Here is a 23,892-nt window from a genome sequence, read left to right on the forward strand (position 1 = left end):
GTGAAATGCCTTTGGGGTATGGGGTAATTGGCAGCCCGTCTGATTCTGGTTCAGTTAGTCTAGGTTCGAGTCCTAGTACCCCAGCGGATTGGACCGCGCCGATGGAAATCGGTAAGGTTCAACCTCGTTGCCCGGCCCGTGAGGACCGGACGACAACCCTCTGGCCCCGTTGTGTAGCGGCCTAGCACGCCGCCCTCTCAAGGCGGTAGCGCGGGTTCGAATCCCGTCGGGGCTACCAGAGAAAGCCTCCCACCAACTGGTGGGAGGCTTTTCTGGTTCAGGACGGATCAGGTCACCGAACTGCGGGCCGGCCGTCGTGCGAAGTACACGACGATGGCGACAACGGTGTAGGCGGCGACGAGCAGGTACCCGAGCCTGGCCTTGTCCTCGCCGGTCACCATCAGGAAGAAGAAGCCGCTGCCGACGGCGTTGAGACTCGCGTGCCAGACCGCCGTCAGAGTCCAGCGTCCGCCGCTGGCGACGAAGACCCGCAGCATCACCATCGTGAAGGCCGCGTTGCCCACGATGCCGACCACCCACGGCAGCTCGCCGGTGATCATCAGCGGCAGATGCCAAAGGATCCGCATCCCAGCTGCGAGCGCCCAGGCGGCCAGGAAGCCGTGCCGGCGCAGCAGGATCGGCGCCGCGAACGCCATCCAGCCCGCTTCCTCGCCGATGCCGATCAGCACCACCAGCACCACCATCGACGCCAGTACCCCGGGCCAGGCCGCGAGCTGCTCCGAGGTGGGCAACGGCGCCCCGAGCAGATGGTTCACCAGCACGTTGATGGTGTGCAGCACCACTGGGGCCAGGATGGCGAGCAGGTACCACTTCGGGGCGGCTCTCCAGCTGCGCAGCCTCCGGCCCCAGGCGCGCAGCTCCTCACGGCCCTGGCAGGCGGTGACGACCAGTGCGGCCGCGAGTGGCCCGAGCGGAAGGTTCTCCGGATTCGATCCGAGCCCGAGGAAGGCCGTGATGTAGCGCAGCCAGCCGAAGAAGCAGGCCAGCACGACGAAGCTGATGATCGGGTAGCGCCGGATGACGCCGATCGGGCCGCGGGTCCTGTGCTGCTCGGCGATGCGTCGGGCTGCGGGCTCCACCTCGATGGTCTGTGCGTTCATGACATCCCCCTGTCCATACGCCTCCGTATGGAGGATTGACCATACGGTAGCGTATGGACATGGCCATTGGGAAGCGCGAATCATTGACGGCGAACGACTGGACGGCGGCAGCGCTAGACGCACTCGCCCGGGGCGGCCTCGGAGCGGTCGCGGTCGAGCCGCTGGCCAAGTCCCTCGGGACCACGAAGGGCAGCTTCTACTGGCACTTCACCGATCGGAACGCACTCATCGCGGCTGCGCTCGAGCGCTGGGAGCAGCGCGACACCGATCGGGTGATCGCGGCGGTCGATCAGACGCCGGACGTCGCGACGCGTCTTCGCAAACTCCTCCGCCTGGTGTTCACCGCGGTGGTGGGCGATCCCGGGGCGGGTGCCGGTTCCGTCGAGCTCGCCCTACAGGCCACCGCGACGCATCCGCTGGTCGCGCCCACGCTGGCGCGGGTGACCGAGCGCCGGCTGGCGTACCTCACTTCGCTGTTCACCGAACTCGGTCTCTCCCAGGCCCGGGCTCGCGACCGCGGCCTACTGGCGTACGCCGCCTTCCTCGGCCACGCACAACTGGCGCATTCGACTCCGCAGCTCGTGCCGGCCGGTCGAGCACTCTCCAGTCACATCGATCGGCTCATCGAAACGCTGACCGCTATCGAGGACTGAGGTCACCAGTGATGCGCGGGCCAGGCGACGTCGTCGATTGCGAGCCATGGCGCGGTGGCCACGGCGGACGGGGTGGTTCCGGTGATGGCTTTGACATCGCGGTGGAGGTGGGACTGGTCGACGTACCCGCTCTGGGCGGCAGCGATCGAGGGGGCATGGCCCGCCGCGAGAAGGTGAGCGGCGTGGTCGAAGCGCACCAGTTGTGCGGCGCGCTTGGGCGTAAGGCCGATCTGGGCGCGGAAGCGGGACCACAGGCGCTGCCGGCTCCAGCCGACCTCGTCTGCCAGCCCGTCGACCCGAATCCGCCCGCGGCCGGCGACCGTCCGCCGCCAGGTATGGACGACCTCCGGATCGATCGATGGCCGGCCGTCCAGGCGCCGGGTGAGGACGTCCGCCGCGATCGTGAACCGGTCGTCCCAGGAGCCCGTGGCGCGCAGTTTCTCCTCGAGCTGTCCGGCATCGCGACCCCACACATCTTCCAGGGATGCGACTGTCCCGGAGAGCTCGGTCGACGCGCCGAACATCGAGGCCGCGACAACCGGCGACAAGCGGATCTGGAGACACTCGCCGTTCCAGCCACCGGCCCGAAGCCGACCAGGGAGGAGCCCGGCGACGAAGCTGCCGCGCTGGTACTGGCCCCCATCGGCCCCGTAGACGATGCCTCCTGCCTGGCTCAGGTCGAACAGCAGGGTGACCGATGGGTGGGCAACCATGGCGATGTCCACGACCGCGGATGTACGGACGCCGAACCCGGCCATGCTGATCCCCGGCAGCCGAGCTGACGGACGCGGTACGGCGACGTCCACGTCCGACCATGTCCAGCTGGGTGATGTGCCAGTCGACAGCACGTGATCAGTCTACGGAGTGTTCGCGGCAGCAGCCGTGAAGCCCAGCAGGAGTTCGCTGGTCAGCTCGGGCGCCTCGAGCATGGGCACGTGCCCGACACCGGGCAGCATCTCGAGCCGCGTGTTCGGCACCGCGTCGTACTGGTGCGCTGTCGCCGGGTAGTACCGGGGGTCGGCGGCACCGAAGATCACGAGTACCGGTACGTCGAGGCCAGTGAGACGATCCGGGGTACTGCGCTCGGCGACGTACGCGCCGTTGCACCGCAGGACCTTCCGGAAGGTGCGGTACGTGATGTTCTTCAGGTCGGCGACCGCGTCGTCCGGAATGTCCACCGGGCGAGCCATCGTTGCCCCGATTCCCTTGCGGATCATCGCGTCCGACCGCCTGGGCCACAGCAACGGGCCGAACGGCGGGGCCAGCAGCGCACGCAGGATGAACGGTTGCGGCTGCAGCGCATCGAGGCTGGTAGCCGTGCTGATCAGCACGAGCGAACCCACCAGGTCGTGGCGCTGTTCGGCGAGCGAGATGGCGACCCAGCCACCGCTGGAGTGCCCGACCACGGGGACGTCCCGCAGTCCAAGGTCGTCGAGCAGCTCGGCAACGCGGCTCGCCTGACGAGGCACGTCGTACGTCGGAGCTGTCGGAGACTGGCCGCATCCGGGAAGGTCTACCCGGATGACGTGATGGCGCCCGGCGAGTGCCTCGACCACCGGGCCCCAGGATGCGCCCGAGGCGCCCGATCCATGAATGAGCACCAACGGCGACGCTGTCCGCGGGCCGTCGTGGACCACGTGCATCCCGTGCACGAGCTCAACGTCGCGATGAACCATGCACGGGACGGTACGTGGCTGCCGAGGCGTCGGTCTTGGACGAATGTCAGCCGATCACGCCGGGGACGGCGTGGTGGTCTGCGGTGGATGGCTCAGGTCGCGGCGGACGCTGAGGCCGACGGCGATCAGGACGACGCCCCAGACCAGGGCGGTCACCCCGAGGAGTACGGCGATGCCGACCGCGGACGCACCCGGGTTGGCGACGAACAGGACGCCGATCAGGATCGACAGGGCACCGCTCACGACGAGCAGCCAGCGCGGCATGAAGTGGTTGTTGGTGAAGGCACCGAACAGTTCGAAGAGACCGCGGACGATCAGCCAGATGCCGAGGATCCACGTCAGTGTCTTCGCGGCCATCCCCGGGTGGACGATCGCGAAGAACGCCGCGAGCAGCGCGATGACGCCGAGCACCACCAGCCAGATGCGGTTGCCCTTCGACTCCGGCTGGAAGGCCTGCACGATCGACCCGATGCCGTCCGCCAGGGCCCAGATACCCCACAGCACTGCGAGCGCGATGGCCGTTTCGATCGGCCAGACGATCGCGAGAATCCCGAAGACGATGCCGATCGCCCCGCGGACGAGCAGCATCTTCCAGCCGAGTGTGAGCCAGTCCCGATCCATGGCAGACCTCCTTGAGCTCCCAGGCCACTCAAGCTTCATGGTCACCCGACTCACCCGAATACACAACGGGTGCACGTCATCACTCGCAGCCGCGGGCAACCATCCGAGCGGAGTTCGGCCGGCTACGGGCCGTTCGCTGTGATGCAGCTCGGGAACGGCACGTCGCTGGACTTCGCGGACAGCCGCGGGCACTACTCCGAGGCGCGGCGGAGAGCCTCGGACAGACGCTCGGCGGCAGCCATCACGGCGGGGGCGTGCATCCGTCCGGGCTGGCGGGACAACCGCTCGATCGGGCCGGAGACGGACACCGCCGCGATCACCTTGCCGGACGGGGAACGCACCGGAGCGGAGACCGATGCGACACCCTGCTCGCGTTCGCCGACCGAGTGGGCCCAGCCGCGGCGCCGTACACCGGCCAGGGCGGCCGCGTTGAAGGTGGCGTTGTGCAGACCGCGGTGCATCCGCTCCGGGTCCTCCCAGGCGAGCAGGATCTGGGCCGCGGAGCCGGCCGCCATGGTCAGCTGGCTGCCGACCGGTACGGTGTCCCGCAGGCCGGACGGACGCTCGGCGGCCGCGACGCACACCCGGTACTCACCCTGGCGGCGGAACAACTGCGCCGACTCACCCGTGATGTCCCGCAGGCGCGCCAGCACCGGGCCGGCGGTCGCGAGCAGCCGGTCCTCACCGGCGGCCGAGGCCAACTCGCTGAGCCGCGGGCCGAGCACGAACCGGCCCTGCATGTCGCGCCCGACCAGCCGGTGGTGCTCCAGCGCCACCGCCAGCCGGTGTGCCGTCGGACGGGCCAGCCCCGTGGCCGCCACCAGGCCGGCCAGGGTCGCCGGCCCGGACTCGAGGGCGGACAGAACGAGGGCTGCTTTGTCGAGAACGCCGACTCCGCTAGAGTTGTCCATGAGACGATATTGCCGTCTCGAATCGTGGAACGCAAGTCGCTTCCGTGACCCAATCGAGAGCACTGTGAGCCAAGCAGCACCTCACCAGACACCTCGACCGGGGCGGTGGGGTTGGGAAAAGTATCCAAGGAGGAGAAGTCTGATGGGTAGGACGTTGTCGGAAAAGGTCTGGGATGCGCACGTCGTGCGCCATGCCGACGGGGAACCCGACCTCCTCTACATCGACCTCCACCTGGTGCACGAGGTGACCAGTCCGCAGGCGTTCGACGGCCTCCGGCTGGGTGGCCGTCAGGTCCGGCGCCCGGACCTGACCATCGCCACCGAGGACCACAACGTCCCGACGTTCGACGTGGACAAGCCGATCGCCGACCCGGTGTCGCGCACCCAGGTCGACACCCTGCGCAAGAACGCCGAGGAGTTCGGCATCCGGATCCACACCCTCGGCGACCCGGACCAGGGCGTCGTCCACGTGATCGGCCCGCAGCTCGGACTGACCCAGCCCGGCATGACCGTGGTCTGCGGTGACAGCCACACGAGCACGCACGGTGCGTTCGGGGCGATTGCCTTCGGCATCGGCACCAGCGAGGTCGAGCACGTGCTGGCCACCCAGACGCTGATGCAGGCGCGGCCGAAGACGATGGCCGTGACGGTCGACGGCGTACTGCCCGACGGCGTCTCGGCCAAGGACCTGGTGCTGGCGCTGATCGCGAAGGTCGGAACCGGCGGCGGCCAGGGCTACATCGTCGAGTACCGCGGCGAGGCGATCCGCGCGCTGAGCATGGAAGCCCGGATGACGATCTGCAACATGTCGATCGAGTGGGGCGCGAAGGCCGGCATGATCGCGCCGGACGAGACCACGTTCGCGTACCTGCAGGACAAGCCGCACGCGCCGCAGGGCGTCGACTGGGAAGCCGCGGTCGAGTACTGGAAGAGCCTGGCCACCGACGCGGACGCGACCTTCGACCGCGAGGTGGTCCTGCGCGCCGAGGACATCACGCCGTTCGTCACCTGGGGCACCAACCCCGGTCAGGGCATCCCGCTGTCGGAGTCCGTCCCGTCGCCGGACGACTTCGGCAACGAGAACGACAAGCGCGCCGCCGAGCGGGCGCTGGAGTACATGGGCCTGACCGCCGGTACGCCGATGCGCGAGATCCACGTGGACACAGTGTTCCTGGGCTCCTGCACCAACGGCCGGATCGAGGACCTGCGTGCCGCGGCCGGGGTGCTGGCCGGCCGGAAGGTTGCCGAGGGCACCCGGATGCTCGTGGTCCCGGGATCGGGCCGGGTCCGGCTGCAGGCCGAGGCCGAGGGCCTCGACGCGATCTTCACCGACGCCGGCGCCGAATGGCGTGGGGCCGGATGCTCGATGTGCCTGGGCATGAACCCGGACCAGTTGGCCCCGGGAGAGCGCAGCGCCTCCACCTCGAACCGGAACTTCGAAGGCCGTCAGGGCAAGGGCGGCCGGACGCACCTGGTGTCCCCGCTGGTTGCCGCCGCGACCGCTGTCACCGGGACCCTCGCGGCCCCGGTGGACCTGCCGCCGGTTGACGTCGCCGTACCCGAGAACGTCTGAGGAGCAGCAGAATATGGAAGCCTTCACCCAGCACATCGGTACGGCGGCCCCGCTGCGCCGCAGCAACGTCGACACCGATCAGATCATCCCGGCCGTCTACCTCAAGCGGGTCACCCGGACCGGCTTCGAGGACGGGCTGTTCGCGGCCTGGCGCAACGATCCCGAGTTCGTCCTGAACCAGCCCGAGTACGGCGGTGTCTCGGTGCTCGTGGCCGGACCGGACTTCGGCACCGGATCGTCGCGGGAGCACGCGGTCTGGGCCCTGCTCGACTACGGGTTCCGCGTCGTCGTGTCGTCGCGGTTCGGCGACATCTTCCGTGGCAACTCGGGCAAGGCCGGGCTGCTCGCGGCCCTGGTCGAGCAGGACGTCGTGGAGCGGCTGTGGACCACGATCGAATCCGACCCGGGCACCAAGGTGACCGTCGACCTGGAGCACAAGACGATCTCCGCCGGTGACGTCTCGGCGCCGTTCGAGATCGACGACTACACCCGCTACCGGTTGCTGAACGGTCTCGACGACGTCGGAATCACCTTGTCCCACGAGGCCGACATCGCCGCGTACGAGGCGACCCGGCCCGCCTTCAAGCCGGCCACGTTGCCGGCGAAGGCCTGACGTAGCGCAGAGTTCTCGCCGCCGTAACGTCCGGACGTCCGGCGGCGATAACTCTGGTGTTACCCTGGCGTGGTTGTCAGAACAAGGCTTGCGAGACCGAGGAGGTGAGGCGCTCATGAGTAGCGACCCCTCCAGACATACGGGTCTCGCTCGACCTTGAGAGGCGGAATCCTCTGGTAGTTGCGGCTTGAGTGCCGTGGGGGTCGGGCAGACGCGTGCCCATCACTCACTTGCCTCACCGCACCTGGAGGACTCATGTCCGACCTGCGCCTGCGCACGCTGCGCGCCTTCGGCCGCACCCCGTCACTTCGCACTACCGCCCGCAAGCATGCCGCTGCTCCTGTCGTCGAGCCGGCCGAGAGGCCGCGCGAGCTGCCGAAGCCCAAGGGACACAGCGTTGTCGACAGTGCGATCTACTGCGACGGCCGCCGGGTCGCGTCGCCGGGTTCGCTGGCTGAGACCTATCGCGTGCTGCACAAGGCGCCCAAGAGCCTGGCCTGGATCGGCCTGTACCGGCCGGACCGGCGCGAACTCGCGTCGCTGGCCCAGGAGTTCGACTTGCACGAGTTGGCCATCGAGGACGCCATCCAGGCCCATCAGCGGCCGAAGTTGGAGCGCTACGGCGACACGTTGTTCGTCGTCCTGAAGGCCGCCCGCTACCGGGACGCGACCGAGGAGGTCGAGTTCGGCGAGGTGCACGTGTTCGTCGGCCCGGACTTCGTGGTGACGGTCCGGCATGCCGAGGCGCCCAACCTGGCCGCGGTACGGCGCCGGGTCGAACGCGACCCCGAGTTGCTGGACCGCGGCACCGAAGCGGTGCTCTACGCGATCATGGACAAGGTCGTCGACGGGTACGCGCCGGTGGTCGCCGGCCTGGAGAACGACATCGACGAGATCGAGACCGAGGTGTTCCGCGGCGACCCGAAGGTGTCGCGGCGCATCTACGAACTGTCCCGTGAGGTGATCGAGTTCCAGCGCGCGACCCGGCCGTTGGTCGCGATTCTCGAGGCGTTGCGCGGCGGATTCGAGAAGTACGGCATCGACGAGGAACTGCAGCGTTCGCTGCGCGATGTGGCCGACCACGTGACCGAGGTGGTGGAGAAGGTCGACGGCTTCCGCGAACTGCTGCGCGACATCCTGACCGTGAACGCGACCCTGGTGGCCCAGCAGCAGAACGAGGAGATGAAGAGCCTCGCGATCGCCAGCAGCGAGCAGAACGAAGAGGTGAAGCGGATCTCCGCCTGGGCGGCGATCCTGTTCGCACCGACGCTGATCGGGACCGTCTACGGGATGAACTTCGACAGCATGCCCGAGCTGCACTGGCAGTTCGGATACCCGTTCGCGATCGGCCTGATGGCGTTGGTCTGTGGGGGTCTGCACCAGATCTTCAAGCGCCGCGGCTGGTTGTAGACCCGGCTTCCACCCGGTCACGCAGGGCATCGGATCGTTGCTCAGCAGGGATTCTGAGGGCCCTGAAGGGCCGGATCGGGCCAAATTGTGGCACGAATCGCCCAAAACAAGCCGAATTGCCGCGTTGGTGTTTGTGAACTGGCACTGGAGTCCATAACGTTCACGTGAGATCGAGCGCTGTGCTCGACGCCTAGTGTTCACGGAGGGAAGCAGTGAACAAGAGCCAGTTGGTCGAAGCGCTCGCAGTGCACTTCGACGGAAACCGCCGCCAAGCCCAGCACGCACTGGAATCGGTGATCGACACCGTGGAGCGCGAGCTGACCAAGAAGGGTGGCAAGGTCGCCATCACCGGGTTCGGTGCCTTCGAGGCCATCGAGCGTGGCGCGCGCATCGTGCGCAACCCGCGGACCGGCGAGACCAAGCGTGCCAAGAAGACCGTGGTTCCGAAGTTCCGCGCGGGTGCGGAGCTGAAGGCCGTTGTCTCCGGTGCGAAGAAGCTGCCGAAGCTCGTCGTGCCGAAGCCGGCCGCGACCGCCACCAAGGCGGCCGCCCCGGCGAAGAAGGCCGCTCCGGCCAAGGCCGCGGCGACCAAGACCGCCGCCAAGAGGGCGACGGCCACCAAGACGGTTGCCAAGAAGGCGCCGGCGAAGACCGTTGCCAAGAAGGCCCCGGCCAAGGCCGTCGCCAAGAAGGCTCCGGTGAAGAAGGCGACCGTTGCCAAGAAGGCGCCGGCCAAGAAGGCCCCCGCCAAGAAGGCTCCGGCGAAGCGCGCATCGTCTCGCTGACCTTCAGCACTGCAGCACCGCAGTACGCACTACAGCGAAGGCCGGTCACCCCACTCCAGGGGCGACCGGCCTTCGCCGTGTGCACAGTGCCGTGTGCCCTGTGCCCAGTGCCGTGGGCCCTGTGCCGTGTGCCCAGTGCCGTGGGCGGGTGCCTGCGGCAACCTTTTACAGCACGGTGCCGAAATCGACCCTGGTCACGCTGAGATCCGCCCCGGAGCCGGTGGTTTCGATCCGGACCCGCTGACCGACGCGGAGGTGGCGGACCGGAGTGTCCGCGACGGCGTGCACGGTGAAGGGCAGCTCGATCCCGGTGTCGGTCAGCACCGCGCCGGAGAACGTCTCGGTGTCATAGCGGCTCACTGTTGCTTGCATTTCAGCAGGCTAGACCCTCGGTCCCGGTGGCGGCGCCGAGCACGAGTGACATCACGTCCGCGGTCGCTTCACCGACGCCCAGTTGTACGGCGTGGGCCAGATCGGCTGCCGTGTCGACGTCGCGGCGTACCGACTCGATGCCGGTCAACTCGATCGGCATCGCCCCGGATGCTTGGTGGGCTAGTGCGGAACCCACGCCGAACCGCGGATCCAGCGCGACCCCGGGCTGTGCCGCGAGGAGCGTCGTACCGGTGCCGGGAAGGTCGATGACGAATGATCGCGGTGCCACACAGGCAGCCAGTACTGCGGTCAGCTCGGCGGGCCGCAACGCGGGCAGATCCGCGGAGAGGGCAACGACCCCGTGCCCTGGGAGCTCTGCGGCGGCGACAGTGGCGCCATGCAGCAACGCTTCGTTGAGGCCTGCGGCCGGGAGGTCCGGCACCACCCGCGCGCCCACGGCAGTGACGTCCCGGGACACCACCGGATCGTCGGTCACGACCAGGACGGCATGGACCAGGGGAGAGGCGAGGGCGGCCGCAGTAGTGTCGACGGCGAAGGCGCGCGCGAGCTCCGGACGGTGCTGCGGGTAGGCGGCAGCGAGCCGGCTCTTCGCGATCGCCGTACGCTTCACCGGGATCACCAGGGTCCAGGGAGCGACCTGTAGGTCTGCCATCAGGCAGGATTCTCCCATGACGGATGGCAGGCACGAGCACCAGGAGGCAGCAGTGGACGGGCAGCGGAAAGATCCCCGGCCACCCCGGGGCTTCTGGTTCGGCCTGATCGTCGTGATCGTGAAGCCGTTCATGCTGGTGTTCACCAAGTGCACGTTCACCGGGCGGGAGAACATGCCCCGCTCCGGCGGCGTGGTCTACGTGCCGAATCACATCTCGCATTTCGACCCGGTCGTGCTCGGGTACTTCATCTGGGAGTGCCGCCGGATCCCGCGGTTCCTGGGCAAGGCGTCGCTGTTCAAGCTGCCGGTTCTCGGCCGGATCATCACCAGTGCCGGGCAGATCCCGGTCTACCGGGACTCCACCCAGGCCGCGGACGCGTTCCGGGATGCGGTCGCCGCGGTCGAGCGGGGCGAGTGCGTCGGTGTCTACCCGGAGGGCACGATCACCCGCGACCCCGAGATGTGGCCGATGACCGGCAAGACCGGCGCCGCCCGGATCGCCTTGATGACCGGCTGTCCGGTGGTCCCGATCGCCAACTGGGGCGCCCAGGAGGTCATCAAGTCCTACACCGGCCGTACCGTGCGGATCCGGCTGCTGCCGCGCAAGAAGCTGCTGGTGCGGGCCGGCAAGCCGGTCGACCTGAGCGCGTTCCAGGGCAAGCCGATCACCAACTCGCTGTTGCACGAGGCAACCGAGGTGATCATGGCCGAGGTCGCTGCCACGCTGGGCGAGTTGCGCGGCGAGACCCCGCCGAAGGAGCTCTACGACCTGCGCAAGGCCCGTGCGGCCGACGATGGTGAGGAGACGGCATGACGAAGGTGGCGGTGTTCGGAGCCGGATCCTGGGGTACGGCGTTCGCCACGGTGCTGGCCAACGCGGGGAACCAGGTGTCCATCTGGGGCCGGCGTGAGTCCCTGTGCGACGTGATCAACACCCAGCACGAGAACACCGACTACCTGCCCGGGTTGCGACTCCCGGACACGATCACCGCGACCCACGATCCGGCCGCGGCTGCCGACGGTGCGGAGGCCGTCGTTCTGGCGGTCCCGAGTCAGTCGTTGCGTGAGAACCTGAAGGACTGGGCCGACGTCCTGCCGAACGCCGTACCCCTGGTCAGCCTGATGAAGGGCGTCGAGGTCGGCACGACCAAGCGGATGAGCGAGGTGATCGCGGAGGTCACCGGCGCCGGACCGGAGCGGATCGCTGTGGTGTCGGGGCCCAACCTGGCGCGGGAGATCGCCGAAGGACAACCGGCCGCGTCGGTGGTCGCGTGCGCTGACGAGGGAACTGCGACACGGCTGCAGAAGCTGTGCCATTCGCCGACGTTCCGCCCGTACACGAACAACGACGTGATCGGCTGCGAGCTCGGGGGCGCGACCAAGAACGTGATCGCCCTGGCCGTCGGGATGGCGGTCGGCCTCGGCTTCGGCGACAACGCCAGGGCCTCGGTCATCACCCGCGGTCTGGTCGAGACAGCCCGCCTGGGTACGGCGCTCGGCGCGCAGGAGCACACGTTCTCCGGACTGGCCGGCTTGGGTGACCTGGTCGCGACCTGCTCGTCACCGCTGTCGCGGAACCGGACCTTCGGAGAGAAGCTCGGCAAGGGCATGAGTGTGGCCGAGATCGCCGGCGCCACTCGCCAGGTCGCCGAGGGTGTGAAGTCCTGTTCGTCGATCAGCGACCTGGCTCACCACCACGATGTCGAGATGCCGATCGCCGAACACGTCACCAAGGTCGTCGCCGGCGAGATGACTCCCAAGGACATGCTGTTCAGCCTCGTGTCCCGCTCGGCCAAGTCGGAGCGGTGGGGATGATCCCTTCCGCCTTCGCCCAGGCCACGGTCGATCGCGAGGGTGAGGCGGGGGCAGCCTGGCTGGCCGAACTCCCCGCACTCGTCGACGACCTGATGGCGCGGTGGGACTGCGTTCGGGACGGCGAGGTGACGCACGGCCAGGTCGGGGTGATCGTTCCGGTCCTTCACGCGTCTGGACCGGCCGTGCTCAAAGTGTCGTTCCCGCACCCGGGCAACGTGCACGAACCGGACGCGTACGCGGCGTGGGGCGGCCGTGGCGCGGTCCTGTTGTACGAGCGCGACGACGCTTCCTTCGCGATGCTGCTCGAGCGTGCGAAGTCCTCGACCCTGGGCCAGCTCGCCGACGGCGACGAGATCGCGTCCGTGTCGGGACAGCTCAGTCGCCGCCTGTCCATCCCGGCGCCCTCCGGGCTACCGCGGCTTGCCGATCAGGCCGAGGGCTGGGCCGCCGAGCTGCGCCAGGATGCCGCGGATTGCCCTGGTGCGCTGCCCGTCGCGGTGGTGGACTCCGCGCTGGCGGTCATCGACGAACTGGGCCGGCACCAGCCGGAGCTCGTCGTGCACGGCGACTTCCACGGCCGCAACATCCTGCGTGGGAATCGCGAACCGTGGCTGGCCGTCGATCCCAAGGGGTACGTCGGGGATCCGGCGTACGACGGTGCGACCTTGCTCAAGCCTCGTGCCTTGGCCCTGATGGAGTCCGACGACCTGATGAAGGCGCTGTTGCACGAGCTCGACGTCTTCGCCGAAGCGGCAGAACTCGATCGCGAGCGCGTCCGGAGATGGGCGCACCTGCAGGTCGTGCAGGCCGCCTTCCACGGCAGGCGCCACGGGTTCGGGCGGGCGCGGGGCGGACCGCTCCTCGACCGGCTCCTCGCCGTGGTGGATCACTGGGCCGTCAGCTGGTGCTGAAGGACGAGGGTTGCGGCGCCGCGCAGCGCGGCATCCTGACCTGACTGGCTGGTGACCACGTGCAGGTCGGTGGTGGCCAGGGGCAACGATCTGGCGTAGATCGCTTCGCGGATGCCGGCCAGCAGGCTGTCGCCGGCCTGGGACAGTGAGCCGCCGATGACGATCACCGACGGGTTGAGCAGGCTGACGGCCGCGGCGAGGACGGAGCCGATCTCCCGTCCCGCCTGGCGGACCGCTGCGGTTGCGGCGGTGTTGCCGGCGCGGACGAGGTCGACGATGTCGTGACTGCCACCGACGTTCAGCTGGGCGGCGATGGCCGCGGCCGACGCGACCGCCTCCAGGCAGCCGGTATTGCCACAGCGGCACAGCTCGGAGCGACCTGGTGCCCGGATGTGGCCGATGTCGCCGGCCGCGCCCTGTGCGCCACGATGCAAGCGGCCGCCGCTGATCACGCCGGCGCCGATGCCGGTGGCGACCTTGACGAACAGGAGGTGCTCCACGTCGGCGTACTCGGTCGCGTGCTCGCCGAGGGCCATGATGTTCACGTCGTTGTCGACCAGAACCGGCGCTTTCAGCTCGTGTTCGAGTCGGCCGACCACGTCGTAGGAGTCCCAGCCCGGCATGATCGGCGGATGGTTCGGACGGCCGGTGCTGTGCTCGACCGGTCCGGGCAGTCCGACTCCCGTGCCGGCAAGGTCCTTGACCGAACGGCGCGCGGCCTTCAGCAGCGAACGTCCGGTCTGTCCGATCGCGGTCAGGACCACCTCGGGGCCTTCGGCGATGTTGAGCGGCGTGGTCGAGCGATCGAGGATCTCGCCGGTGAGGTCGGTCAGGGCGACGGACAGATGCGTGGCGCCGACGTCCGCGGCCAGGATCAGCCGCGCGGCCGGGTTGAACCGGAAGCGCGCCGGCGGCCGGCCACCGGTCGACGCTGCCTCACCGGACGGTACGACGAGTCCGGCCGCGAGCAACTCCTCGATCCGGCCGGTCACCGTGGACCGGGCCAGGCCGCTGAGGTCGATGAGTTCGGCGCGGGTCCGGGGCTGCCCGTCCAGGAGCAACCGCAGCACGGCACCGGTGCCCGCCGTACCCAGATCGCTCATCGCAGCACTTCCGTCGTTGGACCGATGGACTTTTGCTTGACAGGGTTCAAAAGTGTCACATAGCGTCCTTCGACGTGTCCACCAGTGCGCGCAAGCTCCGGGTCGGGATCGTCGGCGGCGGCTTCATGGGCCGCGTTCACGGCAGGTCGGCCCTGGTGGCCGGAGCCCAGGTGGTCGGTGCGATCGGTTCCAGCCCCGCTCGGGCGGAGGCGGCGGCCGAGGCGACCGGTGCCGAGCGCGGCTTCGCGACCCTGGACGAACTGCTTGCCGCCGACATCGATGTCGTCCACGTCTGTACGCCGAACAACACCCACCTCCCGGTGACGCTGCAGGCGCTCGAGGCCGGTAAGCACGTGATCTGCGAGAAGCCGCTGGCGACCTCGGCGCAGGACGCGGCCGGTCTGCATGCCGCCGCGATCGACGCCGAGCGCGTCGGGGCCGTGCCGTTCGTCTACCGGTACCACCCGATGGTCCGCGAGCTCCGGACCCGGATCGCTGCCGGCGAGGCCGGACTGATCACCAGCCTGCACGGGTCGTACCTGCAGGACTGGCTGGCCGGTGTGGACGACCAGAACTGGCGAGTGGACGACCAGACCGGCGGACCGTCGCGGACGTTCGCCGACATCGGGTCGCACTGGTGCGACCTGACCGAGTTCGTCACCGGTGACCGGATCGCGGCCATCAGCGCGCAGCTACGGACCGTCCGCGGCGAGCGTGGCGGCGTACAGGTGCGCACGGAGGATCTGGCGACCGCGCAGTTCCGCACCGAGGCCGGAGTGGTCGGCACCATCGTCGTCAGCCAGGTCGCCGCCGGCCGGAAGAACCGCCTGTACCTGGAGGTCTCGGGGACGGAGTCGAGCTTCGGCTTCGACCAGGAGGACCCGGATCGCCTCTGGGTCGGCCGTCGTGCCGCCTCGCAGCTGCTGACGCGGGACCCGGAGACGCTCAGCCCGCCCGCGGCGCGCGTGAACCGGCTGCCGGCCGGGCATGCGCAGGGGTACCAGGACGCGTTCGACTCGTTCGTTGCCGACAGCTATGCCGCCGTACTGGGTGATCGCCCGGACGGTCTGCCCGATTTCGCCGCCGGAGCGCGGTCCGCCCGGCTGGTCGACGCCGTACTGCGGTCGGCCGCGGACGACAGCGCCTGGACCACCGTCGAGAACTCTTAATCGCTGAGGAGTCAGTCAGATGCCACGTCCGATCACCTTGTTCACCGGTCAGTGGGCCGACCTGCCGTTCGAGGAGGTCTGTCAGTTCGCCTCCGAGGCCGGGTACGACGGCGTCGAGATCGCCTGCTCGGGTGATCACTTCGACGTCCAGCAGGCCGTCGACGACGACTCGTACGTCCAGGGCCGCAAGGACATCCTGGCCAAGTACAACCTGCAGGTGTTCGCGATCTCGAACCACCTGGTCGGCCAGGCCGTTTGCGACAACCCGATCGACTTCCGGCACCAGGCGATCGTGCCGTCGCGGATCTGGGGCGACGGCGATGCCGAAGGCGTCCGGCAGCGCGCCGCCGAGGACCTGAAGAACACCGCGCGGGCGGCGGCCAAGCTCGGCGTGAAGACGGTGATCGGCTTCACCGGGTCGTCGATCTGGCAGTACGTCGCGATGTTCCCGCCGGTGCCGGCCGAGCGGATCGAGGCCGGCTACAAGGACTTCGCCGACCGGTGGAACCCGATCCTCGACGTCTTCGACGAGGAGGGTGTGCGGTTCGCGCACGAGGTGCACCCGTCGGAGATCGCGTACGACTACTGGACCACCACGCTGACGCTCGAGGCGATCGGGCACCGTGAGGCGTTCGGCCTGAACTGGGATCCGTCACACATGGTGTGGCAGGACATCGACCCGGTCGCGTTCCTGTGGGACTTCAAGGACCGGATCTACCACGTCGACTGCAAGGACACCCGGATGCGGGTCGGCGGCGGCCGCAACGGCCGGCTCGGTTCGCACCTGCCGTGGGGCGACCCGCGCCGCGGCTGGGACTTCTACTCCACCGGCCACGGCGACGTGCAGTGGGAGGACTGCTTCCGGGTCCTGAACTCGATCGGCTACGACGGTCCGATCTCGGTCGAGTGGGAGGACGCCGGCATGGAGCGCAAGGTCGGCGCCGCCGAGGCGGTCAACGTCATCCGCAACCTCGCCTTCGACAAGCCCGAGGCGGCCTTCGACGCCGCTTTCGCCACCGACAAGTAGCCGCTCGGACAGATAGGGGTCAGGAGCTTGGTGACAGCCGGCTGATCGGCTGTACCAAGCTTCTGGCCGGCGCCTCAAGCCAGGCGGCGACGGATCAGCTGGTCGAGGCGTTGCCAGGCGGGCGACGAGGCGTTGACCGTGTTCTGGAGGAGCTGGGGCAGGTTGGGGTCGATCGCCTGGCCGGGCAGGTCCGTGCCGTAGCGCTCGATGCTGGCCGCCACGATCCGGTCGGCGAGCTCGACCAGGACCGGGTCGTCGGGTTGCAGCTCGCGAGCGCGGTCGTAGTCGAGGTAGAGCTCTCGCAGCGCCGGCTCGGCCAGAGCGCCGGCCTGGTCCCTGAAGAGCTCGTCCCCGGTGTCCGGGTAGGTGGCGAACACGATGATCCACAGATCGCGCTCCATCGCCACCCACTGCTCACTGAAGCCCAGCTCGGCCAGACCCCGCAGATGGACGTCGACCTCGGCCGGGAGCAGCTGTACGTCGCCCGAGGCAAGCTCGCGCAAGCGCTGCTGAGTGGCTTGCAGGCCACGAATCCGATCGGTCAGATCGTCGTCGATCTGCTGCAGGGCCGCGGCGAACTCCTGCCCCGAACCGAGGTTCCGGATTCTCGCCAGCGGAACACCAGCCTCGGCGAGGGTCCGGATCCGGATCAGGTCGACCACCGCCTCCGCGCCGTACCGCCGGTAGCCGGAGGCGTCGCGTTCGGGCTCGGGCAGCAGGCCCTTGGCGTGGTAGACGCGGACGGTCTTGGTCGACACCCCGACGTACTTGGCCAGCTGTCCGATCGTGAGCACAGGGCCATTGTTGACCTTGCCCCTGGGGCAAGGTCGCATCATCGATGCATGACTGACTGGGACACCCTGCGCGCGCTCGCCGACGAGGGGAACGAGAAGGCGATGGACCGGCTCGCCGATCTGGCCGACGAGCGGTCCGATCTGGACGCTCTGAACGGGTTGCTGGACGAGGGGAACGAGCGGGCGGGGGAGCACCTCACCCGGCGTGCGGCTGCCGCCAAGGATCTGCTGGAGCTGCAGCGGATCAGCGACGCCGGCTATGCGGAAGCGGGCGAGGTCCTCGACCGGTTGCTCAGCTAGGCGCGGACGCGGGGTTTGGTGCGGAGGACCGGGGCGAAGACGGCCAGGGCGACGGTCAGGACGGTGACGACCATGAAGGAGACGGTCAGGTTGCTGGCCTGGGCGATGCCGCCGATGATCGACGGCGCGACGAGCCCGGACGCGTACGTGATGGTGGCGACCCCGGCGATCGCCTGACTCGCGTTGGCGTCGGTCCTGCCGGCCGCGGCGAATGCGAGCGGTACGACGACCGCGATCCCGATCCCGATCAGCCCGAACCCCAGCATCGCGACGGCCGCGTGAGGTGCGACCACGACCAGTACGCCGCCCGCCGTCGCGATCACGCCACTCCAGCGAACGGTCCGTACGGCGCCGAAACGGTCGACCACCGCGTCACCGGTCAGCCGGGCGATCGCCATCGTCAAGGCGAAGCCCGTCGTCGCACCCGCGGCGACTCCGGCCGTGCTGTCGAGGATGTCGCGCAGGTAGACCGCCGACCAGTCCAGGCTCGCGCCCTCCGCGAACACCGCGCAGAACCCGACCGCACCGATCAGCAACGCCGAGCGCGGCGGCAGCGCGAACCGCGCCGGCGGCTCCTCGTCCTCGTCCGGATGAATGTTCAGCACGAACTGACACGCCACAGCCCCGACCACGGTCAGGAAGATGGCCGCAGCCACATGATGGACCTGGGCACTGAGCTCCGCATGCGCCGCGACGGTGCCGACCGCGGCCCCGAACAGCGCGCCGAGACTCCACATCCCGTGCAGGCCGGACATGATCGATTTGTTCAGCCGATGCTCCACCTCGACTCCGAGAGCGTTCATCGCCACATCGGCCATGCCCGACGTCCCGCCGTACACGAACAGGGCGGCGCACAGCATCAGCAGGTTCGGTGCGAACGACGGCAGCATCAGCGAGAGCGTCCACAACGCCAGCAGACCGCGCAGGGCGCTCCGTGTCCCGAAGCGGTGGGTGACCCGGGCGGCGAGCGGCATCATCAATGCCGCACCCAGTGCGGGAAACGCGAGCGCGATGCCGAGCTGTCCGGCAGACAAGCCGGAGTGTTCCTGGATCCAGGGCACGCGGGTCGCGAACGAGCCCGTCACCGAGCCGTGCACGCAGAAGACCGCGGCCACGGCATACCGCGACCGCCTGACCAGCGTGGTGTCGTCAGTCACAAGCGAACAGACAATCTGTTTGAACGATCAGGCGGATGGTAGATTTCCGCGCGTGAGGAGCGCAGAACGGCATCAAGTGATCGTAGAACGACTTCGGGGCGTTGACCGAGTGTCCGTCCAGGAACTGGTCGAGGCCACCGAGTCGTCGGACATGACGATCCGCCGCGACCTCGACTTCCTGGCCGCCCAGGGCGTTCTCAAGCGCGTCCACGGTGGTGCGGTCCCGGCCATGGGCTCGGGTGTCGAGCCGCCGTACTCGCTGCGGGCGCAGGCTGCCGTCGCCGCGAAGCGTGCGATCGCGCGCTTCGCGGTCGAGCACATCCACGACGGCGAGACGATCGTCCTCGACAGCGGTACGACGGCGCTCGAGGTGGCCAAGCTTCTGCACGATCGCGCGGTGACCGTCATGCCGCTCTCGCTCCACGTCGCGCACGAGCTGGCGGATGCGCCACGGATCAGGCTGCTGATGCCAGGGGGAGAGGCGCGTCGAGGCGAGCTTGCTCTGGTTGGTCCGCTGACGCTCGCGTCGCTGCGGGCGTTGCGTTTCGACCTGGCCGTGTTGAGCCCCTGCGCGTTCAGCCTCGACGCCGGACTGACTGCGTTCGACCTGGGCGACGCCGAGGTCAAGCAGGAGGCGATGGCCGTCGCCGCTCGGTCGATGGTGCTGGCCGACGGTGCGAAGTGGGATCGCGCCGCCTTGGCCTACGTCTGTCCGGCCGACTACCCAGACCTGATCATCACCGACCCGACCGCGCCCGAGGACCAGCGCACGCTGCTGGCCCAACGCGGCGTACTGGTCGAGGTTGCCGCTTTGGAGGACGCTTCTTGACCGCCACCGATCTGCGTTCGCAGACCGCACCGCCAAGAGCCGCCCGCGTCGCCACCTGGCTGTACTTCGGCCTGAACGGGTTCGCCGTCGGTATGTGGGTCGTGCACATCCCCAACATCGAGCACGCCACCGGCATCTCGCACAGCACGCTCGGGCTTCTGCTGCTGGTCCTCGGCGGCGCCGCCTTCACCGGCATGCAGGTGGCCGGCCCGCTGGTGGACCGCCTCGGCCAGCGACGGCTGGTGCCCGCGGCCGGCGTACTGCTCGGCATCGCCCTCGCCGGTCCTGGCCTCGCGACGAATTGGTGGACGCTGGGCCTGACGCTGATTCTCATCGGCTTCGGCAACGGCTCGATCGACGTCGGGATGAACGCCCAGGCGGTCGTGGTGGAACGTGGCTACCCGCGCCCGATCATGGCCGCCTTCCACGCGATGTGGTCGATCGGCGGCGCCATCGCAGCGCTGATCGGTGCCGCCACGCTGCGAGCCGGCGTACCGACCGAGGTCACCCTCGGCCTGGCCGGCGCGCTGTGCATCGTCATCGCCCTCGCCGCCAGCCGGTACTTGATCGAGGCAACCACTGACGAGGCCGACGAGCCGGCGCAGGAGCGGGCGAAACCGCCCGGCAAGCTGGTCTGGGCGCTCGGCGGGCTCGCGTTCGGCCTCATGCTCGCGGAGGGTGTGGCCAACGACTGGGCCGCGCTGCACTTCCGCGACATCCTCGGTACGTCGGTCAGTACGGCGGCCTACGCGTACGGCGCCTTCGCGGTGGCGATGACCGTCGGCCGGTTCCTCACCGACCGGGTCGCCGCGGTGGTCGGACCGGCGGCGATCGTGAGGTGGGGTGCCGCGATGGCCGCGGTCGGTCTGACGATCGTGATCGTCGTACCGTGGGTGCCCGTCGCGCTCGTCGGCTGGGCGTTGTTCGGCCTCGGCCTGGCCGGCGGCGTACCACAACTCTTCACCGCCGCCGGCAACCTCGACCCCCGCGCCGCCGGCGCCCTGATGGCACGCGTCGTCGGACTCGGGTACGTCGGTCTGCTCGCGGGCCCGGCGCTGATCGGTGGGCTCGCGCACTGGATGCCGCTGAACCTCGCGTTCATCCTCCCGCTGGTGCTCTGCGTGCTGACGTTCCTCGGCGGGCCGGTGCTCAAATCGCGGTCTTGAGCGCGTGTTCCAGGTCGGCCCAGAGGTCGGCGGGATGCTCGATCCCGACGGCCAGCCGGATCAGGTCCACCGGGATCGTCTCGACCTCCATCGCCCAGCGGCGACGGCGTTCCAGCATCGACTCGACACCGCCGAGACTGGTCGCGTGAACCCATAGTTCGGTGCTCTCACAGACCCGCTGGGCGTACTCACCATCGCCGCCGAGTTCGATGGAAAGGATCGCGCCGAAGCCGGACATCTGCGCGGCGGCACGGGCGTGGCCCGGGTCATCCGGTAGGCCCGGGTACCGCACGCGGCTCACGCGTGGGTGCTGCAGGAGACGCTCGGCCACGAACGCGGCATTGGACTGGGCACGCTCGAGCCGCAGTGCAAGGGTCCGCAGGCCGCGGAGGCCCAGCCAGGCCTCCATTGGCCCGGGGATCGCGCCGCTGCCGCGACGGCGGAGCTCGATCGCGTCCCACAGCTCCTCGTCGGCGGTGATGACGGCGCCGAGGATGACGTCGGAGTGGCCGGCGATGAACTTGGTTGCCGAGTGCATCACGACGTCAGCGCCGAGTTTGAGCGGCTGCTGCAGCAGCGGGGTCGCAAACGTGTTGTCGACGACAACGGTTGCGCCGGCGTCGCGACCAGCGGCTGAGAGCGCAGGAATGTCCGCGACCTCCATGGCGGGGTTGGTCGGTGACTCGATCCACAACATGTCGGCGCCTGCGACCGCTTCGATCACGGCGTCGGTGTCCGCGATGTTCACCTTGTCCACGCGCAGGCGGCCGGATGCCGCGTGCTGGTCGAGGAGAGCGAGGACACCGGAGTACGCGTGCTGTGGTGCGACGATCCGGCCACCGACGGGGACGAGATCACAGACCGCGGCGACCGCTGCCATCCCGGAGGCGAAGGTCAGTCCACGACCGCCTTCGAGCGCGCCGAGGGTCTCCTCGAGTGCGGTCCACGCGTCGTTGCCGAACCGTCCGTAGCCGCGGTCGCCGCCCGCGACGTACGTCGAGCTGAACACCGGCGAGTCGCCGACCGGCGCGTTCGGTACCCGCTCGGGGCGGCCCGCGTGGACGACGACGGTGGAGGGATCGAGATCAGAGGCCATACGGGGAATTGTTCCGCCCACCGTCCGCCTCGCTCCGGGCGGGGGAGGACGGGAGAGGGCCGGGCAGTCGCGGACCGGCCGCCGGCAGGGGGATGCCGCCGCCGCGGAGCAGGCTCATCGCGCGGCGGGCCAGCACCTTGACCTCGGTGTCGTCCGGGTTCTCGACCCAGATCCGTACCACCGTCTCGATGATGTTCATCGCGATCCCGGCCGACAGCGCGGCCGTGAACTCGACCTGCCGCTGGTTCGGAGCCTGCTGGCCGGACTCGACCCGTTGGCGGGCTGGACCGGGCTCGGCAGGTTTGCGGGCTGGACCGGAGAGCCGGCGGACCAGTTCGTCGGTGAGGTCGTTGCGGAACCGCCAGATCAACTCGTTCAGGTGGGCGCTCACCGACGCGGTCTGACCGGCCAGGTCGAAGACCGCACGCACCCGGTCCGGGTTGCTCTCCAGCCGCTCCAGCACCCGCTCGATCACCGACTGCAGGCCGTCGGGCACGGCGATGACCACCGGCTGCCCGCGGAACCAGCCGACGGCGTCCATCAGGCAGTCCTCGACGAACTCGAGGACGAGCGTCTCCTTGGTCGGGAAGTACCGGTACAGCGTGCTCGGACCAACCTCCGCGGCGGCGGCGATCTGTTCCACCGTGGTCCGGCCGAAGCCGTGGTCGGTGAACAGCTCGAACGCCTTGTCCGCGATCAGCCGGCGGGTCCGCTCCCGCTTGAGTTCGCGCAGTCCCATCTCCACCTCCGCGGGCAGAGTACCGGTTGGCCGACTCGCCAGTAATGGTTCGCGGTCGGCAGTCTCGGTCATATGGTAGTCACTACCAGAATCCGCCGAAAGGGTGCCGATGACCGACACGTTCCCCGTCAACCGCCCGTCCGGGTGCCCGTTCGACCCCGCGAGCGAGTACGCCGCGCTGCGCCGTACCGAGGGTCCGTCGAAGGTCTCCACCCCGGCCGGTGTCGACGCCTGGGTCTTCAGCCGGTACGACGATGTACGCACGGTGCTGCGGGACGACCGGCTGAGTTCTCGGTCCGCGCCGTCGGACCACGTCCGGGTGGACGCCGACCTGGAGCGGGAGGTCGACTCCGGCTCGGTCCTGCACAACGACGGCACGGCGCACCGGCGGCTGCGCCGGCTGCTGGCGACCGAGTTCGCGGTCAAGCGGATGGAGGCGCTGCGGCCGCGGATCGTGCAGATGATCGAGGACCGCGTGGACGCGATGCTCGCGGCCGGCGGGCCGATCGATCTGGTGCAGGCGTTCGCGCTGCCGATCCCGTCGCTGGTGATCTGCGAGCTGCTGGGCGTGCCGTACGCGGACCGGGACGAGTTCCAGCAGCGCAGCGCGGTCCTGGTGGCGATCGACCGGGATCCGGACGAGATGATGCGTGTCAGCGGCGAGCTGAACCAGTACATCGTCGGTCTCGTCCTCGCCAAGCAGGCCAAGCGGGACGACGACCTGCTGTCCCGGCTGATCACCCGCGCCGAGGAACAGGGCCAGCCGCTGACTGTGCCTGAGCTGGTGTCGATCGGCATCACGCTGCTGATCGCCGGTCATGAGACGACGGCGAACATGATTGCCCTCAGCACTCTCGCGTTGTTACGCAACCCGCTGCAACTCAAGGCTCTGCGGGAGGATCCGTCGCTGGCACCCGCCGCTGTCGAGGAGCTGCTGCGGTACCTGTCAGTGGTTCAGTTCGGCGTGTTCCGGCACGTGACGGACGACCTTCCGGCCGGCCCGCAGACGATCGAGGCGGGTGGGTTCCTGATCGCGGCGTTGTCGTCGGCCAACCGCGACGAGCGCGCCTTCCCGGACCCCGATCGGCTCGATCTGACCCGCAAGGCATCCGGTCACGTGGCGTTCGGTTTCGGTCCACACCAGTGCCTCGGACAACAGTTGGCCAGGGTGGAACTGCAGGAGGTCTTCACCCGTCTGTACCGGCGGATCCCGACGCTGCGACTCGCCGTACCGTTCGAGGAACTCGAGTTCAAGGACAACACCTTGGTGTACGGCGTGACCGCGCTCCCGGTCACCTGGGACACGCCGCTACCGTCCGAAATCTGAACAGCTCTTAACCGAACCCGGATCGGAACCTGATCGCCGGGCCGCTACAGT

At 69.0% G+C, this 23,892-nt stretch carries 26 protein-coding genes and 2 tRNA genes; 16 read left to right on the forward strand and 12 right to left on the reverse strand.

Going from position 1 to position 23,892, the window contains the following annotated elements; genetic code table 11:
• Positions 1-12 precede the first annotated feature (12 nt).
• Both AB0I34_RS30865 and AB0I34_RS30870 read left to right on the forward strand, forming a co-directional pair.
• Positions 13-84 (forward strand) — tRNA-Gln (locus tag AB0I34_RS30865).
• A gap of 78 nt (positions 85-162) precedes the next feature.
• Positions 163-238 (forward strand) — tRNA-Glu (locus AB0I34_RS30870).
• A 49-nt stretch (positions 239-287) separates the two neighbouring features.
• Here the strand turns inward: AB0I34_RS30870 and AB0I34_RS30875 are convergent.
• Positions 288-1,121, reverse strand: a complete 834-nt coding sequence (locus AB0I34_RS30875) for a CPBP family glutamic-type intramembrane protease (RefSeq protein WP_360451903.1) — start codon at positions 1,119-1,121, stop codon at positions 288-290.
• 59 nt (positions 1,122-1,180) lie between these two features.
• Here AB0I34_RS30875 and AB0I34_RS30880 point away from each other — a divergent pair, with 59 nt between their 5' ends.
• The gene (locus AB0I34_RS30880) at positions 1,181-1,774 is read left to right on the forward strand and encodes a TetR/AcrR family transcriptional regulator (protein WP_360451905.1); all 594 of its coding nucleotides are present in this window, start codon (positions 1,181-1,183) and stop codon (positions 1,772-1,774) included.
• Between the two features lie 2 nt (positions 1,775-1,776).
• Here the strand turns inward: AB0I34_RS30880 and AB0I34_RS30885 are convergent, their stop codons facing one another.
• The 4 genes from AB0I34_RS30885 to AB0I34_RS30900 form a co-directional block, all read right to left on the reverse strand.
• Positions 1,777-2,622, reverse strand: a complete 846-nt coding sequence (locus tag AB0I34_RS30885; RefSeq protein WP_360451907.1) for a helix-turn-helix domain-containing protein — start codon at positions 2,620-2,622, stop codon at positions 1,777-1,779.
• Positions 2,623-2,631: 9 nt separating this feature from the next.
• Positions 2,632-3,450, reverse strand: coding sequence for an alpha/beta hydrolase (locus AB0I34_RS30890; RefSeq protein ID WP_360451909.1), 819 nt, complete (start codon positions 3,448-3,450; stop codon positions 2,632-2,634).
• Between the two features lie 54 nt (positions 3,451-3,504).
• Positions 3,505-4,071, reverse strand: coding sequence for an HdeD family acid-resistance protein (locus AB0I34_RS30895; protein WP_360451911.1), 567 nt, complete (start codon positions 4,069-4,071; stop codon positions 3,505-3,507).
• Positions 4,072-4,262: 191 nt separating this feature from the next.
• On the reverse strand, positions 4,263-4,982 hold the full coding sequence (locus tag AB0I34_RS30900) for an IclR family transcriptional regulator (protein WP_012922430.1): 720 nt from the start codon (positions 4,980-4,982) through the stop codon (positions 4,263-4,265).
• Positions 4,983-5,124: 142 nt separating this feature from the next.
• On the opposite strand from AB0I34_RS30900, the gene leuC reads away from it, so the two are divergent.
• The 4 genes from leuC to AB0I34_RS30920 all read left to right on the forward strand — a co-directional run bounded on the left by leuC (position 5,125) and on the right by AB0I34_RS30920 (position 9,363).
• Complete coding sequence (gene leuC / locus AB0I34_RS30905) at positions 5,125-6,555, forward strand: 3-isopropylmalate dehydratase large subunit (protein ID WP_360451914.1); 1,431 nt, start codon at positions 5,125-5,127, stop codon at positions 6,553-6,555.
• A 13-nt stretch (positions 6,556-6,568) separates the two neighbouring features.
• A complete protein-coding gene (gene leuD / locus AB0I34_RS30910) occupies positions 6,569-7,168 on the forward strand; it encodes a 3-isopropylmalate dehydratase small subunit (RefSeq protein WP_360451916.1) in 600 nt (199 codons plus the stop codon).
• Between the two features lie 255 nt (positions 7,169-7,423).
• The gene (gene corA, locus AB0I34_RS30915; protein ID WP_360451918.1) at positions 7,424-8,578 is read left to right on the forward strand and encodes a magnesium/cobalt transporter CorA; all 1,155 of its coding nucleotides are present in this window, start codon (positions 7,424-7,426) and stop codon (positions 8,576-8,578) included.
• Between the two features lie 212 nt (positions 8,579-8,790).
• Positions 8,791-9,363, forward strand: a complete 573-nt coding sequence (locus tag AB0I34_RS30920; RefSeq protein ID WP_360451920.1) for an HU family DNA-binding protein — start codon at positions 8,791-8,793, stop codon at positions 9,361-9,363.
• Between the two features lie 165 nt (positions 9,364-9,528).
• Here the strand turns inward: AB0I34_RS30920 and AB0I34_RS30925 are convergent, their stop codons facing one another.
• Together AB0I34_RS30925 and cofC are read right to left on the reverse strand one after the other, a co-directional pair.
• Positions 9,529-9,735: a hypothetical protein gene (locus AB0I34_RS30925; RefSeq protein ID WP_131355325.1), complete on the reverse strand. Its 207-nt coding sequence runs from the start codon at positions 9,733-9,735 to the stop codon at positions 9,529-9,531.
• A 1-nt stretch (position 9,736) separates the two neighbouring features.
• A complete protein-coding gene (cofC, locus tag AB0I34_RS30930; RefSeq protein WP_360451922.1) occupies positions 9,737-10,408 on the reverse strand; it encodes a 2-phospho-L-lactate guanylyltransferase in 672 nt (223 codons plus the stop codon).
• A 16-nt stretch (positions 10,409-10,424) separates the two neighbouring features.
• Here cofC and AB0I34_RS30935 point away from each other — a divergent pair, with 16 nt between their 5' ends.
• Genes AB0I34_RS30935 through AB0I34_RS30945 form a run of 3 tightly spaced genes read left to right on the forward strand, consistent with a single transcriptional unit; the run spans position 10,425 to position 13,134 of the window.
• Positions 10,425-11,222 carry a lysophospholipid acyltransferase family protein gene (locus AB0I34_RS30935; RefSeq protein ID WP_360451924.1) on the forward strand — a complete coding sequence of 266 codons (798 nt, stop codon included), beginning with the start codon at positions 10,425-10,427 and terminating at the stop codon, positions 11,220-11,222.
• Positions 11,219-12,223, forward strand: a complete 1,005-nt coding sequence (locus AB0I34_RS30940) for an NAD(P)H-dependent glycerol-3-phosphate dehydrogenase (RefSeq protein ID WP_360451926.1) — start codon at positions 11,219-11,221, stop codon at positions 12,221-12,223. Before AB0I34_RS30935 ends, AB0I34_RS30940 begins: the two co-directional genes overlap by 4 nt.
• Positions 12,220-13,134, forward strand: a complete 915-nt coding sequence (locus tag AB0I34_RS30945) for an aminoglycoside phosphotransferase family protein (RefSeq protein WP_360451928.1) — start codon at positions 12,220-12,222, stop codon at positions 13,132-13,134. Before AB0I34_RS30940 ends, AB0I34_RS30945 begins: the two co-directional genes overlap by 4 nt.
• Here the strand turns inward: AB0I34_RS30945 and AB0I34_RS30950 are convergent.
• Positions 13,110-14,237: an ROK family transcriptional regulator gene (locus tag AB0I34_RS30950; protein WP_360451930.1), complete on the reverse strand. Its 1,128-nt coding sequence runs from the start codon at positions 14,235-14,237 to the stop codon at positions 13,110-13,112. The two genes, AB0I34_RS30945 and AB0I34_RS30950, sit on opposite strands and share 25 nt — an antisense overlap.
• A 74-nt stretch (positions 14,238-14,311) precedes the next feature.
• Between AB0I34_RS30950 and AB0I34_RS30955 the strand changes: the two genes are divergently transcribed.
• Complete coding sequence (locus tag AB0I34_RS30955; RefSeq protein ID WP_360451932.1) at positions 14,312-15,406, forward strand: Gfo/Idh/MocA family oxidoreductase; 1,095 nt, start codon at positions 14,312-14,314, stop codon at positions 15,404-15,406.
• A 19-nt stretch (positions 15,407-15,425) separates the two neighbouring features.
• The gene (locus AB0I34_RS30960) at positions 15,426-16,433 is read left to right on the forward strand and encodes a sugar phosphate isomerase/epimerase family protein (RefSeq protein WP_360451934.1); all 1,008 of its coding nucleotides are present in this window, start codon (positions 15,426-15,428) and stop codon (positions 16,431-16,433) included.
• A 74-nt stretch (positions 16,434-16,507) separates the two neighbouring features.
• Here the strand turns inward: AB0I34_RS30960 and AB0I34_RS30965 are convergent, their stop codons facing one another.
• Positions 16,508-17,227, reverse strand: a complete 720-nt coding sequence (locus AB0I34_RS30965; RefSeq protein ID WP_360451936.1) for a MerR family transcriptional regulator — start codon at positions 17,225-17,227, stop codon at positions 16,508-16,510.
• Positions 17,228-17,275: 48 nt separating this feature from the next.
• Between AB0I34_RS30965 and AB0I34_RS30970 the strand changes: the two genes are divergently transcribed.
• Positions 17,276-17,527, forward strand: coding sequence for a hypothetical protein (locus tag AB0I34_RS30970; RefSeq protein WP_360451938.1), 252 nt, complete (start codon positions 17,276-17,278; stop codon positions 17,525-17,527).
• Here the strand turns inward: AB0I34_RS30970 and AB0I34_RS30975 are convergent.
• Positions 17,524-18,684, reverse strand: a complete 1,161-nt coding sequence (locus AB0I34_RS30975; RefSeq protein ID WP_360451940.1) for an MFS transporter — start codon at positions 18,682-18,684, stop codon at positions 17,524-17,526. The genes AB0I34_RS30970 and AB0I34_RS30975 overlap by 4 nt on opposite strands.
• A gap of 76 nt (positions 18,685-18,760) precedes the next feature.
• Between AB0I34_RS30975 and AB0I34_RS30980 the strand changes: the two genes are divergently transcribed.
• Complete coding sequence (locus AB0I34_RS30980) at positions 18,761-19,513, forward strand: DeoR/GlpR family DNA-binding transcription regulator (protein WP_360451942.1); 753 nt, start codon at positions 18,761-18,763, stop codon at positions 19,511-19,513.
• Positions 19,510-20,679 (forward strand): MFS transporter, encoded by a 1,170-nt coding sequence (locus AB0I34_RS30985; protein ID WP_360451944.1) that lies wholly within the window; start codon positions 19,510-19,512, stop codon positions 20,677-20,679. The genes AB0I34_RS30980 and AB0I34_RS30985 overlap by 4 nt, the downstream gene beginning before the upstream one ends.
• Here AB0I34_RS30985 and AB0I34_RS30990 read toward each other — a convergent pair.
• Entirely contained in the window at positions 20,663-21,775 is a 1,113-nt protein-coding gene (locus AB0I34_RS30990) for an aminotransferase class I/II-fold pyridoxal phosphate-dependent enzyme (RefSeq protein ID WP_360451946.1), read from the reverse strand. The genes AB0I34_RS30985 and AB0I34_RS30990 overlap by 17 nt on opposite strands.
• Complete coding sequence (locus AB0I34_RS30995; RefSeq protein ID WP_360451948.1) at positions 21,765-22,586, reverse strand: TetR/AcrR family transcriptional regulator; 822 nt, start codon at positions 22,584-22,586, stop codon at positions 21,765-21,767. Before AB0I34_RS30995 ends, AB0I34_RS30990 begins: the two co-directional genes overlap by 11 nt.
• Positions 22,587-22,623: 37 nt before the next feature.
• On the opposite strand from AB0I34_RS30995, the gene AB0I34_RS31000 reads away from it, so the two are divergent.
• Positions 22,624-23,841, forward strand: a complete 1,218-nt coding sequence (locus AB0I34_RS31000) for a cytochrome P450 (protein WP_360451950.1) — start codon at positions 22,624-22,626, stop codon at positions 23,839-23,841.
• Positions 23,842-23,892 lie beyond the last annotated feature (51 nt).

It is taken from the genome of Kribbella sp. NPDC050281 (assembly GCF_040655855.1).
GTDB lineage: Bacteria > Actinomycetota > Actinomycetes > Propionibacteriales > Kribbellaceae > Kribbella.

Excerpts from the sequence above, each read along its gene's own strand:
- AB0I34_RS30890 (WP_360451909.1), bottom strand. The coding sequence starts at position 3,450 with ATGGTTCATCGCGACGTTGAGCTCGTGCACGGGATGCACGTGGTCCAC.
- AB0I34_RS30995 (WP_360451948.1), bottom strand. The coding sequence starts at position 22,586 with ATGACCGAGACTGCCGACCGCGAACCATTACTGGCGAGTCGGCCAACC.
- AB0I34_RS30950 (WP_360451930.1), bottom strand. The coding sequence starts at position 14,237 with ATGAGCGATCTGGGTACGGCGGGCACCGGTGCCGTGCTGCGGTTGCTC.
- AB0I34_RS30970 (WP_360451938.1), top strand. The coding sequence starts at position 17,276 with ATGACTGACTGGGACACCCTGCGCGCGCTCGCCGACGAGGGGAACGAG.
- AB0I34_RS30875 (WP_360451903.1), bottom strand. The coding sequence starts at position 1,121 with ATGAACGCACAGACCATCGAGGTGGAGCCCGCAGCCCGACGCATCGCC.
- AB0I34_RS30895 (WP_360451911.1), bottom strand. The coding sequence starts at position 4,071 with ATGGATCGGGACTGGCTCACACTCGGCTGGAAGATGCTGCTCGTCCGC.
- corA (WP_360451918.1), top strand. The coding sequence starts at position 7,424 with ATGTCCGACCTGCGCCTGCGCACGCTGCGCGCCTTCGGCCGCACCCCG.
- AB0I34_RS30880 (WP_360451905.1), top strand. The coding sequence starts at position 1,181 with ATGGCCATTGGGAAGCGCGAATCATTGACGGCGAACGACTGGACGGCG.
- AB0I34_RS31000 (WP_360451950.1), top strand. The coding sequence starts at position 22,624 with ATGACCGACACGTTCCCCGTCAACCGCCCGTCCGGGTGCCCGTTCGAC.
- AB0I34_RS30925 (WP_131355325.1), bottom strand. The coding sequence starts at position 9,735 with ATGCAAGCAACAGTGAGCCGCTATGACACCGAGACGTTCTCCGGCGCG.
- leuC (WP_360451914.1), top strand. The coding sequence starts at position 5,125 with ATGGGTAGGACGTTGTCGGAAAAGGTCTGGGATGCGCACGTCGTGCGC.
- leuD (WP_360451916.1), top strand. The coding sequence starts at position 6,569 with ATGGAAGCCTTCACCCAGCACATCGGTACGGCGGCCCCGCTGCGCCGC.
- cofC (WP_360451922.1), bottom strand. The coding sequence starts at position 10,408 with ATGGCAGACCTACAGGTCGCTCCCTGGACCCTGGTGATCCCGGTGAAG.
- AB0I34_RS30940 (WP_360451926.1), top strand. The coding sequence starts at position 11,219 with ATGACGAAGGTGGCGGTGTTCGGAGCCGGATCCTGGGGTACGGCGTTC.
- AB0I34_RS30960 (WP_360451934.1), top strand. The coding sequence starts at position 15,426 with ATGCCACGTCCGATCACCTTGTTCACCGGTCAGTGGGCCGACCTGCCG.
- AB0I34_RS30945 (WP_360451928.1), top strand. The coding sequence starts at position 12,220 with ATGATCCCTTCCGCCTTCGCCCAGGCCACGGTCGATCGCGAGGGTGAG.
- AB0I34_RS30900 (WP_012922430.1), bottom strand. The coding sequence starts at position 4,982 with ATGGACAACTCTAGCGGAGTCGGCGTTCTCGACAAAGCAGCCCTCGTT.
- AB0I34_RS30935 (WP_360451924.1), top strand. The coding sequence starts at position 10,425 with ATGACGGATGGCAGGCACGAGCACCAGGAGGCAGCAGTGGACGGGCAG.
- AB0I34_RS30990 (WP_360451946.1), bottom strand. The coding sequence starts at position 21,775 with ATGGCCTCTGATCTCGATCCCTCCACCGTCGTCGTCCACGCGGGCCGC.